This is a genomic window from Pseudomonas sp. TSRC2-2 (genome assembly GCF_049897785.1).
Classification (GTDB): domain Bacteria; phylum Pseudomonadota; class Gammaproteobacteria; order Pseudomonadales; family Pseudomonadaceae; genus Aquipseudomonas.
In genome coordinates this window covers 227,578-243,817 of record NZ_JAFCWZ010000009.1, presented here as the reverse complement: position 1 = coordinate 243,817, position 16,240 = coordinate 227,578, and the positions used below count along the sequence as shown (strand labels likewise).

Below are 16,240 nucleotides of genomic sequence, written 5' to 3'. Positions count from 1 at the left end.
GTTTTCATGAACCACGCAGATTTCATCATCATCGGCGGCGGGATTGCCGGCGCTTCCACCGGGTTCTGGCTGGCCCCGCACTGCAAAGTGATCGTGCTCGAGCGTGAATCTCATCCCGGCTATCACTCCACCGGTCGTTCCGCTGCGTTGTACACCGCCGCCTACGGCACCGCACAGGTACGCGCACTGACTCAGGCCAGCCGCGCGTTCTTCGACCACCCGCCGAGCGGTTTCTGCGAGCATCCGCTGCTGACCCCGCGCGGCGAAATGACCGTCGATTTCATCGGTGACCCCGCCGAACTGAACAACCAATACCTCAGCGCCAAAGCCACCGTGCCGCAGATGCAATTGCTCACTGCCGAAGAAGCCTGCGCACGCCTGCCGATTCTGCGCCGGGACAAAGTCCACGGCGCGATCTATGATCCTTCGGCCTGCGACATTGATACTGATGCGCTGCATCAGGGCTATCTGCGCGGGATTCGGCGCAACCACGGCGAAGTCCGCACCGATTGCGAAGTGCTGGGCCTGAGTCGCGATGCCGAAGGCATCTGGCACGTGCAAACCAGCGGCGAGACTTTCAGCACACCGGTGCTCATCAATGCCGCCGGCGCCTGGGCCGACAGGATCGGCGCTTTGGCAGGCGCCCGGCCGCTGGGCCTGCAACCGAAACGTCGCGCTGCGTTTATCTTTGCCGGTCCTGAAGGCGTGGATATTCATCATTGGCCGATGCTGGTCAGCCTCGACGAATCCTTCTACATGAAGCCCGACGCCGGTATGTTCCTCGGCTCGCCGGCCAATGCCGATCCTGTCGAACCGCATGACGTGCAGCCGGAAGAACTCGACATCGCCATGGGCATCTACCAGATCGAAGAAGCCACCACGCTGACCATCCGCCGCCCGACGCGCACCTGGGCTGGCTTGCGCAGTTTCGTCGCTGACGGTGATCTGCTCAGCGGTTTCGACCCGCAGGTACCGGGGCTGTTCTGGGTTGCTGCGCAGGGCGGTTACGGCATTCAGACGTCACCGGCGATGGGCCAGGCCAGTGCGGCGCTGGTGCGCGGCGAGCCGCTACCCGAGCACCTGCACGAATTCGGCCTGGACAGCGCCATGCTCTCCCCCGCTCGACTGACTTGATCGCATCGACTCATCCCAGAGATTGCGGCACACTCGCAGCGCCCCGGCACAAGGGGCGCTGACGCTGCCTGGAGCTCCACTGTCATGACTGCCCCCGAATTCGACCCGGCGCTGGATAACTTCCGCGCCATCGCCGACGCCATCGCTACGCTGTTCTTCCCTCATGCCGAGGTGGTGTTGCACGACCTGCGTACGCAGAAGGTCGACTACATCGCCAACAACCTGTCCAAGCGCGAGCTCGGCGACGACTCGTCGCTGGAAGACATGCTCAGCGAGGATGTCAGCGACAGGAACATCGGCCCGTACGAAAAGCTCAACTGGGACGGTCAGAAAATTCGCAGCCTGAGCACCGTGTTGCGCGACGGCGAAAGTCGTCCGCTGGCGGTGCTGTGCATCAACCTTAACATCTCATTGTTCGAAAACGCCAAAGCGGCGCTGGACCTGTTCCTGTCACCGAGCAAACTGATTCCGCAACCGGACTCACTGTTTCGTGATGACTGGCAGGAACGCATCAATACCTTCCTCCACGCCTGGCTGCGCGAGCGGCAGTTGAGCCTGAACCTGCTGACCCGCGATCACAAACGCGAACTGGTATTGGCGCTGCACGCCGAAGGAGCGTTCAAGGGCAAGAGCGCCTCGAACTATGTGGCCAATGTGCTGAACATGGGCCGGGCGACGGTGTACAAGCATTTGAAGGAATTGAAGGGCTGAAAATCAAAAGATCGCAGCCTCCGGCAGCTCCTACAGGAGAACGCATTCCCATGTAGGAGCTGCCGAAGGCTGCGATCTTTTTATCAGTCACCGTAGATATCGGCCTTGAAATACCTCTCGGAAATCTTCTGATACTCGCCGCTCGCACGAATCCCGTCGATGGCGCTGTTCAGCTGGCTGACCAGTTCGGCATTGCCCTTGCGCACCGCAATCCCGGCCCCCTCGCCGACGTACTTCGGATCCTTCAGCTCCGGCCCGACAAACGCATAACCCTGGCCGCGCGGCATCGACAGAAAGTCATTGAGCGGGATGGTGTCGGCGAAAATCGCATCGAGGCGCCCGGCCGCCAGGTCCATGTAGATCTCTTCGTTGTTACTGTAGCGCTTGACGTTGATGCCCTTGGGTTCGAACACCTCGGTGGCGAAACGATCGGTAGTGGTCGCGCGTTGCACACCGACGTTCTTGCCCTTGAGGCTGGCGTATTGATCGTCGACGCTGGCGCCCTCTTTCATCACCAGACGCGAAGAAGTGAAGTAATACTTGTGGCTGAAATCCACCGACTTCTTGCGATCTTCGTTGATGGTCATCGACGACAGCGCCATGTCGATCTTCTTCACTTTCAACGACGGAATCAGGCCGTCGAACTCACCCTCGACCCACACGCACTTGACCTTCATCTGCGCACACAGGGCATTGCCGATGTCGTAGTCGAAACCGACGATTTCACCTTTGTCGGTTTTCGAAGCGAACGGCGGGTAAGCGGCTTCGATGCCGATGCGCAGGGTTTTCTCGGCGGCGAAGGTGCTGGCGCAAGCCAACAGACTGAGGGCCAGACCGGTGATGAGGGGGAGTTTCTTCATGTTCGTTCTCTCGCGAAGTTGTGAAGAGCAGCGGAAAGACAGCGGTCTTTTTTGTACTTGTAAATCCATACTGGACTTAGATGTACCAATCGTCAATCAGGCAAAGAGAGAGGATTTTTGGTGTTTCGCAAGGCCCCGTCGCGAGCAAGCCCGCTCCTACGCTGGATCGGCGAACGACTCAGATCCAAGGTGGGAGCGGGCTTGCTCGCGAAGGCTTACGGGAGAACACCACAAGAATTACTGCTTCCAGCGATCCGCAGCCGCATGATCACTGTCGCGCCCTTCAACCCAGCGCGGGCCGTCGCTGGTGTTTTCTTTCTTCCAGAACGGTGCGCGGGTTTTCAGGTAGTCCATGACGAAGGCGCAGGCATCGAACGCGGCCTGGCGATGAGCGCTGGCGGCGCCGACGAAGACGATCGGCTCGCCCGGCTCCAGCGCGCCGATGCGGTGCAGCACTTCCAGTTTCAACAGCGGCCAGCGCTGCTCAGCTTCGACAGCGATCTTGCCGAGGGCTTTTTCGGTCATGCCCGGATAGTGCTCGAGAAACATCCCGGCCACGTCGCGGCCGTCGTTGAAGTCGCGTACATAACCGACAAAACTCACCACCGCGCCGACGCCGACATTAGCCGCATGCATCGCATTGACTTCAGCACCGGGATCAAACGGTGCCGCCTGCACGCGAATCACCATGGCTCAGCCTCCGGTCACGGTGGGGAAAAAAGCCACTTCGTCACCATCGACCACTGGCTCGTCGAGTTGGCAGAGATCTTCGTTGCGCGCGCACATCAGGTTCTGCTCGCTCATCACCTCGGCGCCATCACGTTGCGCCAGCAATGCGCGCACATCGTCGATGGTGTTGAAATCGCCTTCTACTTCCACCGAATCCACGCCCAGCGCTTCACGGTAACGGGCAAAAAACTTAACGGTCAGTTTCATGGCTGCTCCGCCTGGAAGTGGCCGCTTTTGCCGCCGACTTTTTCCAACAGACGCACGCTTTCGATGGTCATGCCACGATCGACGGCCTTGCACATGTCGTAAATGGTCAGGGCGGCAACGCTGGCGGCAGTAAGCGCTTCCATTTCGACGCCGGTCTGCCCGGACAACTTGCAGCGGGCGACGATGCGCACACTGTCATTACCCTCGGCGTTGAGTTCGACTTTCACACCCGTCAGCATCAGCGGATGGCACAGCGGAATCAGATCGCTGGTTTTCTTCGCCGCCTGAATCCCGGCAATGCGTGCCACGGCGAACACATCACCCTTGGGATGACCGCCGCTGACGATCATCTGCAGGGTTTCAGGAAGCATGCGCACCAGCGCTTGAGCGGTCGCTTCACGGAACGTCACGGCTTTTTCAGTGACGTCGACCATGTTGGCGCGACCTTGGGAATCGAGATGAGTCAGCACGGGATTACTCCTGATCAGGAGCGTGGATTGTAAACCTGTGGGTCAGATGTCTGCGAGCGCGATCACCGCCATTACGCAAATCCCTGTGGGAGCGGGCTTGCTCGCGAAAGCGGTGGATCAGTCACCTTTGATATTGCCTGACATACCGCTTTCGCGAGCAAGCCCGCTCCCACATTTTGATTTGCGTGGGCATAAAAAAACCGGGCAGCTTTCGGGGCCGCCCGGTTCGGGGGGAGGGATTACAAATGCGACTCTGCGTATTCAGCCAGAATCGAGCGAGGCACCCCTTGCAGGGTGATGTGCACACCGTTGGGGAAATCCTTGAAGCGTTCGGTCAGGTAGGTCAGCCCGGAGCTGGTCGCGGACAGGTAAGGCGTGTCGATCTGTGCCAGATTGCCCAGGCATACCACTTTGGAACCGGCGCCGGCACGAGTGATGATGGTTTTCATCTGGTGCGGCGTGAGGTTCTGGCATTCGTCGATCAGGATCAGGCTCTGCTGGAAGCTGCGCCCACGAATGTAGTTGAGCGATTTGAACTGCAGCGGCACTTTGCTGAGGATGTAGTCGACGCTGCCATGGGTGTTTTCGTCATCCATGTGCAAGGCTTCGAGGTTGTCGGTGATGGCGCCCAGCCAAGGCTCCATTTTTTCCGCTTCGGTGCCGGGCAGGAAACCGATTTCCTGGTCCAGGCCCTGCACGCTGCGGGTGGCGATGATGCGGCGATAACGTTTGCTGACCATGGTCTGCTCGATCGCCGCGGCCAGCGCCAGAATGGTTTTGCCGGAACCGGCGGCGCCGGACAGGTTGACCAGATGAATGTCCGGATCAAGCAGCGCGTACAGCGCCAGACTCTGATAGATGTCGCGCGGCTTCAGCCCCCACGCCTCCTGATGCAGCAGCGGTTCCTGATGCAGGTCGAGGATCAGCAGCCTGTCTTCCTGGATTTCCTTGATCCAGCCGACAAAGCCCTGCTCGTCAATGATGAACTCGTTGATGTGCACGGCCGGCAGGTTGTCGATCAGTTGCACCTGATGCCAGGTGCGGCCGTGGTCCTGCCGGGTTTCGACCTTGCTCACGCGGTCCCAGAAGGAGCCGGTCATGTTGTGGTAGCCGTTGGGCAGCAGGGATACGTCATCGACCAACTGGTCGGTGCTGTAGTCCTCGGCGTCGATGCCACAGGCGCGCGCCTTCAGGCGCATGTTGATGTCTTTGGTGACCAGCACTACCGGTTTCTGCGGGTCGCGGGTGTGCAGATCAATCAGTTGGTTGATGATTTTGTTGTCGTTCAGGTGCTCGGGCAGAATCAGGTTCGACTCGGCCTGCTTGCTCATCAGAATTGACAGCAAGCCCTTCGGCCCGCCCTTGCCGCGCTGGATCGGCACGCCCAGTTCGACGTCCTCGGGGGACGCATCGCCCAGGGTCTTGTCGATCAGGCGGATCGCCTGGCGGCATTCGGCGGCCACGCTGTGGTGGCCGCTCTTGAGCTTGTCCAGCTCCTCCAGCACGGTCATCGGGATGGCGACGTGGTGTTCTTCGAAATTCAGCAGGGCATTTGGATCGTGAATCAATACGTTGGTATCGAGTACATACAGGATTGGCTGGTTGGAGGAAGGGCTGCGTCCGTGATCATCCATACTCGGTCACCTTTGTGGGAGCCATTCGACGCAATACCTTGACAGTGCTGCGCCTCGAGGTGACTGCCGATTCATCCACGAGGGCCTGGATGAACTGCACACAGTAGGAGTCTGGGAAGACGCCACCTGTGTTGCAGGTTTCGGCGGTCTGTCTTCGTAATACTCCAAAACCGATGACATAAAAAAGCACTTTGACGGTTTTTTTAAGTTTATTTTGCAGAGTGACGAAAAGCCCTTGGCGGACTCCCCGGACACCGCTAAAGTCGGAAGTCCGCCTGCATCGAACCTCCTACAAAAATCACCCCAAGCCCAATGTTTTCGGGCCTTTCGTCTTTCTCAACGAAAGGCGTCCTGACAGTCTTCCCACCCAATGCCGCTCTGCGCAGTCTGGGTGATCAGCCACGGCAGCGACGTCTTCACTGCATCCTGTTTCATGTTGAAATTGATCACCCCGTGCCGCCACAGCAGCATCAGGGTCAACACCCGCTGCGCGCTTGCCGGGCCCTTGAGCTTGCCGGCACCGTCCTGGGCATCGATGTCCCACAGCGCTACTTGCAAGCCCTGGCTATTGAAGAAACCTTGTGCGTCACTGCGGCGCTGGCCATCCGGTGGACGGAACAGCGGCACGTAGTTTTCCGGCAACTTGTTCTTCACCAGATCGGCACTGCGTCGTACCGAATCCTGCCAGTCCTGCCAATGGCTGTGGGAGCGGAACTCCCAGCCCTGGACGCCAACGCACTGCCGGGAAAAGCTCGCCTGCAGACTGCTGACCGAACGGCCAGCGAGTCGTGCCTGAATATCCTTGCCCAGCACAAAGAACGTTGCGCTCAGATTGGACTTGCGCAGGTACTCGGTCAGCCAGTCGGTATTGTCCGGTTGCACGTTGGCGCCGCTGTCGAAGGTCAGCAGAAACAGTCGGTCGTGCATCTCGTCGCCGTTACGCTCGTAGTCGCCGAAACGATCGAACTCATTACTCGTTTGCGGTGACAGCGCGGCCTTGCGCATCAACTCGTCGAGGTACTGCAAATGGAAGATCCGGCTCGGCTCGGCCCACTTGGTGTAATAGCTGTCGTCGCTGACCACGAACTTGGCCGCTTGCTCACGCAGGGTCGGCAGGTCTTCGACGAGGAAGCAGAACGAGGCGTCCTGATCGCAGCTTTGCTGGGCGTAGTTGTAGTTGGCCAGCAAGCGCTGCCAGAGACGCTGGCGCAGCTGATTGACCGCATCGATATTGACCGTGCGCAGCCCCAGGCGCTGGGCCAGTGCGGCCTCGTCGATGGATTCGGTACCGAGCAGGCCGCGAGCGAACATGAGGATTTCCGCTCGCGATGCGACGTCGAACAGGGTCGGATTGCCGAGCTGCTCCGGCCAGGTTGTGCGATCCAGCGTCGCCGCCTCACCGGGCGCCGCCACGGCCCCGAAGCTCAGCAGCCACGCGGTAAACAAAAGAACAATGCGCAAAGGGATGTCTCCATAACAAAACCCGCGCGGCACTATAGCTGATCCTGTCCTATTCCCCTCAGCCACGGATGATCGTTCCCACGCTCTGCGTGGTAACGCCTCCCCGGACGCTCCGCGTCCGACGACTGTGACGCAGAGCGTCACGGGCTGCATTCCCACGCGGAGCGTGGGAACGACCATCGCCTGACACGCCCTCTTCGGGAGCAAGCCCCCTCCCACAATGGATTCGCGTTGAGCCATCGATCACCTATGGACTTGATAGCTGGAGTCAACCCGGACAACCCCCTAGAATCGCCCCCACGATTAAAGGAGACGACTTCATGCTGATGGTGATTTCCCCCGCCAAGACCCTCGACTATGAAACACCGCCGGCGACCCAACGCTTTACCCAGCCGCAGTACCTCGACCATTCGCAGGAACTGATCCAGCAACTGCGCGAACTGAGCCCGGCGCAGATCAGCGAGTTGATGCACGTGTCCGACAAGATCGGTGGCCTCAACGCCGCGCGTTTTGGCAGTTGGACACCCGCTTTCACCCCGGAAAACGCCAAGCAGGCCCTGCTCGCATTCAAGGGCGATGTGTACACCGGCCTGGACGCGCAGTCCTTCAGCGAAGCGCAATTCGATTACGCGCAAAAGCATCTGCGTATGCTCTCCGGCCTTTATGGACTGCTGCGCCCGCTGGACCTGATGCAACCTTATCGTCTGGAGATGGGCACCAAACTGGCCAACGTCCGTGGCAAGGATTTGTACGCGTTCTGGGGCACACGCATCAGCGAATGGCTGAATGAGGCGCTGGCTGAGCAAGGCGATGATGTGCTGCTCAATCTGGCTTCCAACGAGTACTTTTCTGCGGTCAAGCGCAGCGCGTTGAATGCGCGAATCATCAACACGGAGTTCAAGGATCAGAAAAACGGCCAATATAAAATCATCAGTTTCTATGCGAAGAAAGCACGGGGTCTGATGAGTCGTTTTGTGATTCAGGAGCGCATCAACGATCCCGTTCAGCTCAAGCAATTTGACGTGCAGGGCTATCACTACAGCGCCGAGCAATCGAAACCTGACAATCTTGTGTTTTTGCGCGACCACGCCCCGGAATAAAGCATGCCCAATGCACGACTCTTTCCATCCAGAGTCGTGCACCTCGCACGATGTCAGAAATCCTCCGCCACATTTCGCCAGTTTAATGGCGCCAAAAAAATACCCCTGTCTTTTCTAAGATTTCTTTCACTCGACACTCGTCAGTTTTTTCAGTAGTGGCACCTAAATTTTTTTGCAGTAGTGGCACAAAACTATCTAGCACGCTTTTAGCCCCAGAACTAAAGGGCGAAATAGCAAGTGCTATCAATTTGCATCCAGTGCCATCTTTATCAATATTTCAAAAAATTTCGGCTGGCACGATGAGCGGGCTGGAACTATGTCCAAATGCGTTGCTCATACCACCGGTAACGATTCTCGCCGAGTTTGTACGAGATAACTTACGCAGAGCTGATAGCCATGTAACCAAGTTGTCACAGCAACTTGCCTGAGTGACTAACGAGTCTCAAAACAATCGAAGGACAGGAGATACGCACCATTAATATCCCCTACAAAGGCCAAGGCCGCGCCCCTATAAACGTGCTCGCCTGAGCACCTAACTGCTTGATTTAACGGCTCCCTACCGGACGTCGGGCAGGCTACACGACAGCACTAGAGTCTTCCCGCACGGAAGATCGGCTGCATAACAGGGCAAGTCATAACAACAAGGCCTAGTTGCGCACATCTTGAGTGCACTTATTAGACACTCGGAACTTTGTATGCCTGCACACGGCATTGTGGCGCCTGTAAGCCGCACTTCCGAGTGCACTAGTGACCGCTGAACACCATTAACTCCGGCCTTCTAAGGCCTGATATATACAGAGGTAATTGCGATGCGCATCAGCATATTTGGTTTGGGTTACGTTGGCGCAGTATGTGCCGGTTGCCTGTCTGCACGGGGCCATGACGTAGTTGGCGTCGATGTTGCCAAAGACAAGATCGACATGATTAACGCCGGCAAATCGCCGATTGTTGAACCGGGCCTGGGCGAACTCCTGCAACAGGGTATCCAGACCGGTCGTCTGCGCGGCACGACCAACTTCGCCGAGGCGATTCGTGATACCGACCTGTCGATGATCTGCGTCGGCACGCCGAGCAAAAAGAACGGCGATCTGGAACTGAACTACATCGAGGCCGTGTGCCGCGAGATCGGTTTCGTCCTGCGTGAAAAAACCACCCGTCACACCATCGTCGTGCGCAGCACCGTGCTGCCAGGCACCGTGGCCAACGTGGTCATCCCGATTCTGGAAGACTGCTCGGGCAAGAAAGCCGGCGTCGATTTCGGCGTTGCGGTCAACCCTGAATTCCTGCGTGAATCCACCGCCATTGCTGACTACGATCAGCCACCGATGACCGTTATCGGCGAGTTCGATACCGCGTCGGGCGACGTTCTGCAATCGCTGTACGAAGAACTCGACGCACCGATCATCCGCAAGGACATCGCCGTTGCCGAAATGATCAAGTACACCTGCAACGTCTGGCACGCGACCAAAGTGACCTTCGCCAACGAGATCGGCAACATCGCCAAAGCGGTCGGCGTCGATGGCCGGGAAGTGATGGAAGTGGTCTGCCAGGACAAGACCCTGAACCTGTCCCAGTACTACATGCGCCCAGGCTTCGCCTTCGGCGGCTCGTGCCTGCCAAAAGACGTCCGCGCCCTGACCTACCGCGCCGGTTCGCTGGACGTCGAAGCGCCGCTGCTCAACTCGCTGATGCGCAGTAACGAATCGCAAGTGCAGAACGCTTTCGACATCGTTGAAAGCCATGAAAAGCGCAAAGTCGCCCTGCTCGGTCTGAGCTTCAAGGCCGGCACCGACGACCTGCGCGAAAGCCCGCTGGTCGAACTGGCCGAAATGCTGATCGGCAAGGGTTACGACCTGAGCATCTACGACAGCAACGTCGAGTACGCCCGTGTTCACGGCGCTAACAAAGACTACATCGAGTCGAAAATCCCGCACGTATCGTCCCTGCTCAATTCGGACTTCGATTCGGTGATCGACAACTCCGACGTGATCATCCTCGGCAACCGCGACGAGAAATTCCGTTCGCTGGCTCAGGAAGCGCCGCAGGGCAAGCAAGTCATCGACCTGGTGGGCTTCATGTCCAAGGCCACCAGCGCCGGTAGCCGCACCGAAGGTATTTGCTGGTAACGCAGCGCCAAGCGACAAGCGTCGAGCTGCAAGTCAACGCGATTGGCTTGCAGCTTGAAGCTTGCAACTTGCGGCTTCCCTTACCTTCGGATGACGGTTATGACCAAGCTCAAACATTTTTTTCTGCAATCAGCCGGCTGGCTTTTTTATCTCAGTCTGCTGATGGGCCTGGCCTTGATGCTGCCCACGTCCACATTCGACTCCGAGTCGAAGGACTTCATTTTCCTGATTGGCGCCGTGGGTATCTGGCGCTACTCGATGGGTGCTACGCACTTTGTGCGCGGCATGATTTTTCTCTACATCGTCTACCCGCACCTGCGTCGCAAAGTACGCAAGCTGGGTAAAGCGGCCGACCCGTCGCATGTGTTTCTGATGGTCACCAGTTTCCGTATTGACGCGCTGACCACAGCGCAGGTCTACAGCTCGGTGATCCGCGAAGCCATCGATTGCGAACTGCCGACCACCATTGTCTGCTCGATCGTGGAAATGTCCGACGAGTTGCTGGTCAAGGCGCTGTGGGCGCGGATGAATCCGCCGGAGCGGGTCAAGCTCGACTTCGTGCGCATTCCCGGCACCGGCAAGCGCGATGGTCTGGCCTTCGGTTTCCGTGCAATCTCCCGTCACCTGCCGGACGACCGTGCAGTAGTGGCCGTGATCGACGGCGACACCGTGCTCGGCGAAGGCGTCGTGCGCAAGACCGTGCCGTGGTTCCAGCTGTTCGGCAACGTCGGCGGCCTGACCACCAACGAATTCTGCGAAGTGCGCGGCGGCTACATCATGAGCGAGTGGCACAAGCTGCGCTTCGCCCAGCGCCACATCAACATGTGCTCGATGGCATTGTCCAAGCGCGTACTGACCATGACCGGTCGTATGTCGGTGTTCAAAGCGTCCGTGGTGACCAACCCGGAATTCATCGCCGACGTTGAAAGCGACTCGCTGCAGCACTGGCGTCTGGGCCGCTTCAAGTTCCTGACCGGTGACGACAAGTCGAGCTGGTTCAGCCTGATGCGCCTGGGTTACGACACCTTCTACGTGCCGGACGCCGCGATCAACACCGTTGAGCACCCGCCGGAAAAGAGCTTCATCAAGGCCAGCCGCAAGCTGATGTTCCGCTGGTACGGCAACAACCTGCGCCAGAACTCGCGTGCACTGGGCCTGGGTATCCGTCGTCTCGGCGCGTTCACTTCGGTGGTGCTGTTCGACCAGCGTGTGTCGATGTGGACTTCCCTGCTCGGCCTGACCGTTGCACTGATTGCAAGCTTCAAGTACGGCACCGCGTTCATTCTGGTGTACCTGCTGTGGATCGGCATCACCCGCCTGATCCTGACGCTGTTGCTGTCGTGCTCCGGCCACCGCATCGGCCCTGCTTACCCGGCGATTCTGTATTACAACCAGATCGTTGGCGCCCTGGTGAAGATCTACGTGTTCTTCCGCCTCGACCAACAATCGTGGACTCGCCAGCCCACATCCCTGACCCGTGATCTCGCCAGCTTTCAACGTTGGTTCAACACCTGGTCGTCTCGGACCATGACCTTCTCCGCCGGCAGCATTTTTGTCGCCGTGCTGCTGATGATGGTCTGACCCGCTCCTATTGAATTAACAAGGAAATCGCCCCTATGAATACCGCCGTCAACGTCAACGTAGTGCATGAATCCGAAGCCCAGCGCCAGCACGCTCGCGTGAAAATCCCGGCCAAGCTGCGTTTCTTCGGCCCTGACCGGACTCCGGTCGAAGCGCGGGTATTGGACCTGTCGGCTGGCGGTCTGGCGTTCAACGCCGGGCAGATGCCGCTGACCATCGGCGAGGTGTACAAGGCGCGTCTGCAATTTGTCATCGACAACCTCGGCCTGGCCATGGACGTTGAACTGCAGGTGCGTTCCTTCGATCGCGCCACTGGCCGCGCCGGTTGCCAGTTCCAGAACCTCGAGCCGCAGGACATTTCCACCCTGCGCCACTTGATCACCTCGCACCTGGCCGGCGACATCGTCAGCATCGGCGAAGTGCTGGCGACCCTGCAGCGCGACAACTTCACCAAGGCGCGCAAGAACAAGAGCAACGACACCGGCATGACCGCGTTCGGCCGTCTGAAAGCCGTGACGTTCAGCGCCGGTATTTTCGCTGTTGGTCTGGTCGCAGCCGGTTTCATCTTCAAATCGGTGTACGGCATGTACTTCGTCAGCCACGCGCAGGCCGGTCTGGTCAGCGTGCCAGGAATGAACATCACCATGCCGCGTGACGGCACCGTGCAGAGCCTGGTCAAGTCCGACGGTGTTGCCGCCAAAGGCGCCCCGCTGGCGACTTTCAGCACCAGCATGCTCGACGTGCTCAAGGGTCATCTGGCCGAAGACCAACTGGCCCCGGCCAAGGTTGAAGAACTGTTCGGCAAGCAAATGACCGGCACCCTGACCTCGCCGTGCGACTGCACCGTGGCCCAGCAACTGGTCGCCGACGGTCAGTACGCGAGCAAGGGTGACGTGATCTTCCAATTGGTGCCGCGCAATACCCAGGCCACCGTTGATGCGCGCTTCTCCTATCGCCAGTTCGGCGATGTGCGTCCGGGTACGCCAGTGAGCTTCCAGATCGCCGGCGAAGACAAGACCCGCACCGGCAAGATCGTCAGCAGCACCAGCCTGAAGAGCGCCGACCTGTCCTCCGACATCCGCGTGCAGATCCAGCCTGACGAGCCGCTGGACAGCAGCTTCGCCGGCCGCCCGGTGGAAGTGAACAGCGACCGTGGCCCGAACCTGAACTGGCTGATCGACAAAGCCATGGCTGCCGGTCTTTAAGTCGAGGACATGCCTGTGACTACTCCAACTGTCTCGAACATGCCGCAGCCCTTGTGGGAGCGGGCTTGCTCGCGAATGCGGTTCAACATTCAAAATCAGTATGGGCTGACACACCGCCTTCGCGAGCAAGCCCGCTCTCACATGGGGCCTCTGTGTGCAGTTGCATTGGCAGTTTCTCTGGCCGGTTGCGCCGGGCTGCCCGATCAGCGTCTGGCCAATGAAGCACTCAAGCGTGGCGACACCGCCACCGCTGCGCAGAACTACCAGCAACTGGCCGACCTGGGCTACAGCGAGGCGCAAGTCGGCCTGGCCGATATCCAAGTCGACAGCCGCGACCCGGCACAAATGAAACAGGCCGAAGCGACCTATCGCGCAGCGGCCAGCGTTTCGCCGCGTGCCCAGGCCCGTCTTGGTCGTCTGCTGGTGGCCAAGCCGGGTTCCACCGAAGCCGAGCATCACGAAGCCGAAACCCTGCTGAAAAAAGCCGCCGCCAATGGCGAAGGCAACACGTTGATCCCGCTGGCGATGCTGTATCTGCAATACCCGCACAGCTTTCCGAACATCAACGCCCAGCAGCAGATCGATCAGTGGCGCAAATCCGGCTACCCGGAAGCCGGTCTGGCGCAGGTGCTGCTGTATCGCACCCAGGGCACTTACGACCAGCACCTGGATGACGTGGAAAAGATCTGCAAGGCCGCCCTCAACACCACCGACATCTGCTACGTCGAACTGGCCACCGTTTACCAGAAACGCGGCCAGCCGGAACAACAAGCCGAGTTGATCAAGCAGATGCAGGCCGGTTACAGCCGTGGCACCGTCACCGCACAGCGCGTTGATTCGGTCGCCCGTGTGCTGGCGGACTCGACCCTGGGCAAGACTGACGAGAAAACCGCGCAGTCGCTGCTCGAGCCGATCGCTCCGGGCTACCCGGCGGCGTGGGTCAGCCTCGCGCAACTGCTCTACGACTTCCCGGAACTGGGCGACGTCGATCAGATGATGAAGTACCTGGACAACGGCCGCGCCGCCGACCAGCCGCGCGCCGAACTGTTGTTGGGCAAGGTCTACTACGAAGGCAAACTGGTCCCGGCCGACGCGAAAGTCGCCGAGGAACATTTCCAGAAAGCCGTCGGTCGTGAAGTCGCCGCCGATTACTACCTCGGCCAGATCTATCGCCGTGGCTACCTGGGCAAGGTCTATCCGCAGAAGGCTCTCGACCACCTGCTGACCGCTGCGCGCAACGGCCAGAACAGTGCCGACTTCGCCATCGCCCAACTGTTCTCCCAAGGCAAGGGCACCAAGCCCGATCCGCTGAACGCTTACGTATTCAGCCAACTGGCCAAGGCCCAGAACACTCCGCAAGCCGACGAACTGGCAGCGACCCTCGAGGCGCAATTGCCGCCCGAGCGTCTGCCCGAAGCCCGCCGCCTGTTGCAACAGGAACAGGCCAGCCGTGGCGCCCTGAACTCGAACACGCTGCAACTGCACGCCCTGCAAGAAGAAGACGGCGAGGAAAAACTATGAAGCTGAACCCATTCGTGAAGGCCGGTATTGGCCTCACCTTCGCGCTGCTCTGGTCTTGCCCGACACTGGCTGCGATGACTGAAAGCAAGAACTTCGGTCTGGATGTCAAACTCACCGGCCAGTCCGAAGACGACCGTGACCTCGGCACCGCCGGTGGCGGCGACGTCAACGGCGTGGGCCTCGACCTGCGTCCGTGGATCTACGGCGAAAGCGGCGCGTGGAGCGCTTATGCGATGGGTCAGGCCGTAACCTCGACCGATATCATCGAGACCGACACCCTGCAGCAATCGGACGGCGAACAGACCACCGACAGCGGCGATCGCGAAACCAAGAAAAACTACCTGGCGATGCGTGAATTCTGGGTCGGCTACAGCGGCTTCACGCCCTACCCTGGCGAGATTCTCAAGTTCGGTCGTCAGCGTCTGCGCAATGACGATGGTCAATGGCGCGACACCAACATCGAAGCGTTGAACTGGACCTTCGACACTACCCTGCTGCGGGCCAATGCCGGTGTTGCCGAGCGCTTCAGCGAATACCGCACCGACCTGAAAGAGCTGGCGCCCAAAGACAAGGATCGCCTGCACGCCTACGCCGACGCCGCTTACCAGTGGACGCCGGGCCAGTGGGTCGGCATTCGCGGTCATCACACCCACGATGACGGCAAACTCGATTACGCCGAGCCGGGTGTTCCGCGCGACTCGCTGGACAAGACCGAGAACGGTGACATCACCTGGATCGGCCTGACCGCCGACAGCGACGCCTACAACTGGCGCAACACCAACACCGTCAACTACTGGGGCAGCATCACCGGCATGAGCGGCGACCGCGACACGGTCAACGCGCTGAATGCCGATGGCACGCGCCCGACACAAGCCAAACGCAGCGATGACATCAGCGGCTGGGCAGCCGATATCGGCGTGCGTCTGCGCCTCGATCCGCAATGGCAGGTCGGCGGTGCCTACGCCCGCGCCAGTGCCGATTACGAGCAGAACGGTCTGGAGAGCAACCGCTCCAACTACACCGGTACCCGCTCGCGCGTGCACCGTTTCGGTGAAGCGTTCCGTGGCGAAATGAACAACATGCAGACCGCCACCCTCTTCGGCTCATGGATGGTCAACGACGAGTACGACGCCAGCCTGATCTACCACAAGTTCTGGCGTGTCGACGGCAACAAGCCGGTCGGCAGCAACGGTATCAACGCGGTGGAAAACAACACCGACGACGTCACCGGCGCCATCCTCTCCAGCACCTCACTGCCGCTTGAAGATGGCAACAAGGACCTGGGTCAGGAAATGGACCTGGTCGTCACCAAGTACTTCAAGCAAGGCCTGTTGCCGGCGGCATTGAGCCAGTCGATCGACGAGCCTTCGGCACTGGTGCGTTTCCGTGGCGGTGTGTTCAAACCGGGCGATGCCTATGGCAGCCAGGTTGATTCGTACATGCACCGCGCATTCATCGACGTGATCTGGCGCTTCTGATGCAAACCGCCAAGGGAGTGCCC

Annotated in this window: 14 protein-coding genes; 8 read left to right on the top strand and 6 right to left on the bottom strand. The window is 59.5% G+C overall.

The features are described 5' to 3' along the window. The first annotated feature begins 6 nt into the window (after window positions 1-6). The gene (locus ACP7D9_RS19645) at window positions 7-1,134 is read left to right on the top strand and encodes an NAD(P)/FAD-dependent oxidoreductase (RefSeq protein WP_426159242.1); all 1,128 of its coding nucleotides are present in this window, start codon (window positions 7-9) and stop codon (window positions 1,132-1,134) included. An 84-nt stretch (window positions 1,135-1,218) separates the two neighbouring features. Beyond that, window positions 1,219-1,845, top strand: a complete 627-nt coding sequence (locus tag ACP7D9_RS19640; RefSeq protein ID WP_397480150.1) for a helix-turn-helix transcriptional regulator — start codon at window positions 1,219-1,221, stop codon at window positions 1,843-1,845. An 83-nt stretch (window positions 1,846-1,928) separates the two neighbouring features. On the opposite strand, the gene ACP7D9_RS19635 is transcribed toward ACP7D9_RS19640, so the two are convergent. The 6 genes from ACP7D9_RS19635 to ACP7D9_RS19610 form a co-directional block, all read right to left on the bottom strand. Continuing rightward, a complete protein-coding gene (locus ACP7D9_RS19635) occupies window positions 1,929-2,705 on the bottom strand; it encodes an ABC transporter substrate-binding protein (protein ID WP_426159239.1) in 777 nt (258 codons plus the stop codon). 237 nt (window positions 2,706-2,942) lie between these two features. Next, window positions 2,943-3,395 (bottom strand): molybdopterin synthase catalytic subunit MoaE, encoded by a 453-nt coding sequence (gene moaE / locus ACP7D9_RS19630; protein WP_312995338.1) that lies wholly within the window; start codon window positions 3,393-3,395, stop codon window positions 2,943-2,945. Between the two features lie 3 nt (window positions 3,396-3,398). Next, entirely contained in the window at window positions 3,399-3,641 is a 243-nt protein-coding gene (locus tag ACP7D9_RS19625) for a MoaD/ThiS family protein (RefSeq protein ID WP_426159237.1), read from the bottom strand. Next, complete coding sequence (moaC, locus tag ACP7D9_RS19620; protein ID WP_101159316.1) at window positions 3,638-4,111, bottom strand: cyclic pyranopterin monophosphate synthase MoaC; 474 nt, start codon at window positions 4,109-4,111, stop codon at window positions 3,638-3,640. Before moaC ends, ACP7D9_RS19625 begins: the two co-directional genes overlap by 4 nt. Window positions 4,112-4,350: 239 nt before the next feature. Further along, window positions 4,351-5,745 (bottom strand): PhoH family protein, encoded by a 1,395-nt coding sequence (locus ACP7D9_RS19615; protein ID WP_024011685.1) that lies wholly within the window; start codon window positions 5,743-5,745, stop codon window positions 4,351-4,353. A 336-nt stretch (window positions 5,746-6,081) separates the two neighbouring features. Then, window positions 6,082-7,206: a polysaccharide deacetylase family protein gene (locus ACP7D9_RS19610; RefSeq protein WP_426159233.1), complete on the bottom strand. Its 1,125-nt coding sequence runs from the start codon at window positions 7,204-7,206 to the stop codon at window positions 6,082-6,084. 320 nt (window positions 7,207-7,526) lie between these two features. Between ACP7D9_RS19610 and yaaA the strand changes: the two genes are divergently transcribed. The 6 genes from yaaA to ACP7D9_RS19580 all read left to right on the top strand — a co-directional run bounded on the left by yaaA (window position 7,527) and on the right by ACP7D9_RS19580 (window position 16,217). Continuing rightward, window positions 7,527-8,306: a peroxide stress protein YaaA gene (gene yaaA, locus ACP7D9_RS19605; protein WP_426159231.1), complete on the top strand. Its 780-nt coding sequence runs from the start codon at window positions 7,527-7,529 to the stop codon at window positions 8,304-8,306. An 809-nt stretch (window positions 8,307-9,115) separates the two neighbouring features. Next, on the top strand, window positions 9,116-10,432 hold the full coding sequence (locus ACP7D9_RS19600) for a nucleotide sugar dehydrogenase (RefSeq protein WP_016771595.1): 1,317 nt from the start codon (window positions 9,116-9,118) through the stop codon (window positions 10,430-10,432). Window positions 10,433-10,531: 99 nt separating this feature from the next. Beyond that, window positions 10,532-12,013, top strand: coding sequence for a mannuronan synthase (alg8, locus tag ACP7D9_RS19595; protein ID WP_162098720.1), 1,482 nt, complete (start codon window positions 10,532-10,534; stop codon window positions 12,011-12,013). A gap of 35 nt (window positions 12,014-12,048) precedes the next feature. Then, window positions 12,049-13,218 (top strand): alginate biosynthesis protein Alg44, encoded by a 1,170-nt coding sequence (locus tag ACP7D9_RS19590; protein ID WP_090281864.1) that lies wholly within the window; start codon window positions 12,049-12,051, stop codon window positions 13,216-13,218. Window positions 13,219-13,233: 15 nt separating this feature from the next. Further along, complete coding sequence (algK, locus tag ACP7D9_RS19585) at window positions 13,234-14,739, top strand: alginate biosynthesis TPR repeat lipoprotein AlgK (protein ID WP_426159228.1); 1,506 nt, start codon at window positions 13,234-13,236, stop codon at window positions 14,737-14,739. Continuing rightward, window positions 14,736-16,217 carry an alginate export family protein gene (locus tag ACP7D9_RS19580; RefSeq protein WP_426159226.1) on the top strand — a complete coding sequence of 494 codons (1,482 nt, stop codon included), beginning with the start codon at window positions 14,736-14,738 and terminating at the stop codon, window positions 16,215-16,217. The genes algK and ACP7D9_RS19580 overlap by 4 nt, the downstream gene beginning before the upstream one ends. Window positions 16,218-16,240: the final 23 nt, after the last annotated feature.

Excerpts from the sequence above, each read along its gene's own strand:
- ACP7D9_RS19635 (WP_426159239.1), bottom strand. The coding sequence starts at position 2,705 with ATGAAGAAACTCCCCCTCATCACCGGTCTGGCCCTCAGTCTGTTGGCT.
- ACP7D9_RS19580 (WP_426159226.1), top strand. The coding sequence starts at position 14,736 with ATGAAGCTGAACCCATTCGTGAAGGCCGGTATTGGCCTCACCTTCGCG.
- ACP7D9_RS19615 (WP_024011685.1), bottom strand. The coding sequence starts at position 5,745 with ATGGATGATCACGGACGCAGCCCTTCCTCCAACCAGCCAATCCTGTAT.
- yaaA (WP_426159231.1), top strand. The coding sequence starts at position 7,527 with ATGCTGATGGTGATTTCCCCCGCCAAGACCCTCGACTATGAAACACCG.
- ACP7D9_RS19600 (WP_016771595.1), top strand. The coding sequence starts at position 9,116 with ATGCGCATCAGCATATTTGGTTTGGGTTACGTTGGCGCAGTATGTGCC.
- ACP7D9_RS19645 (WP_426159242.1), top strand. The coding sequence starts at position 7 with ATGAACCACGCAGATTTCATCATCATCGGCGGCGGGATTGCCGGCGCT.
- moaE (WP_312995338.1), bottom strand. The coding sequence starts at position 3,395 with ATGGTGATTCGCGTGCAGGCGGCACCGTTTGATCCCGGTGCTGAAGTC.
- ACP7D9_RS19590 (WP_090281864.1), top strand. The coding sequence starts at position 12,049 with ATGAATACCGCCGTCAACGTCAACGTAGTGCATGAATCCGAAGCCCAG.
- ACP7D9_RS19625 (WP_426159237.1), bottom strand. The coding sequence starts at position 3,641 with ATGAAACTGACCGTTAAGTTTTTTGCCCGTTACCGTGAAGCGCTGGGC.
- alg8 (WP_162098720.1), top strand. The coding sequence starts at position 10,532 with ATGACCAAGCTCAAACATTTTTTTCTGCAATCAGCCGGCTGGCTTTTT.
- ACP7D9_RS19640 (WP_397480150.1), top strand. The coding sequence starts at position 1,219 with ATGACTGCCCCCGAATTCGACCCGGCGCTGGATAACTTCCGCGCCATC.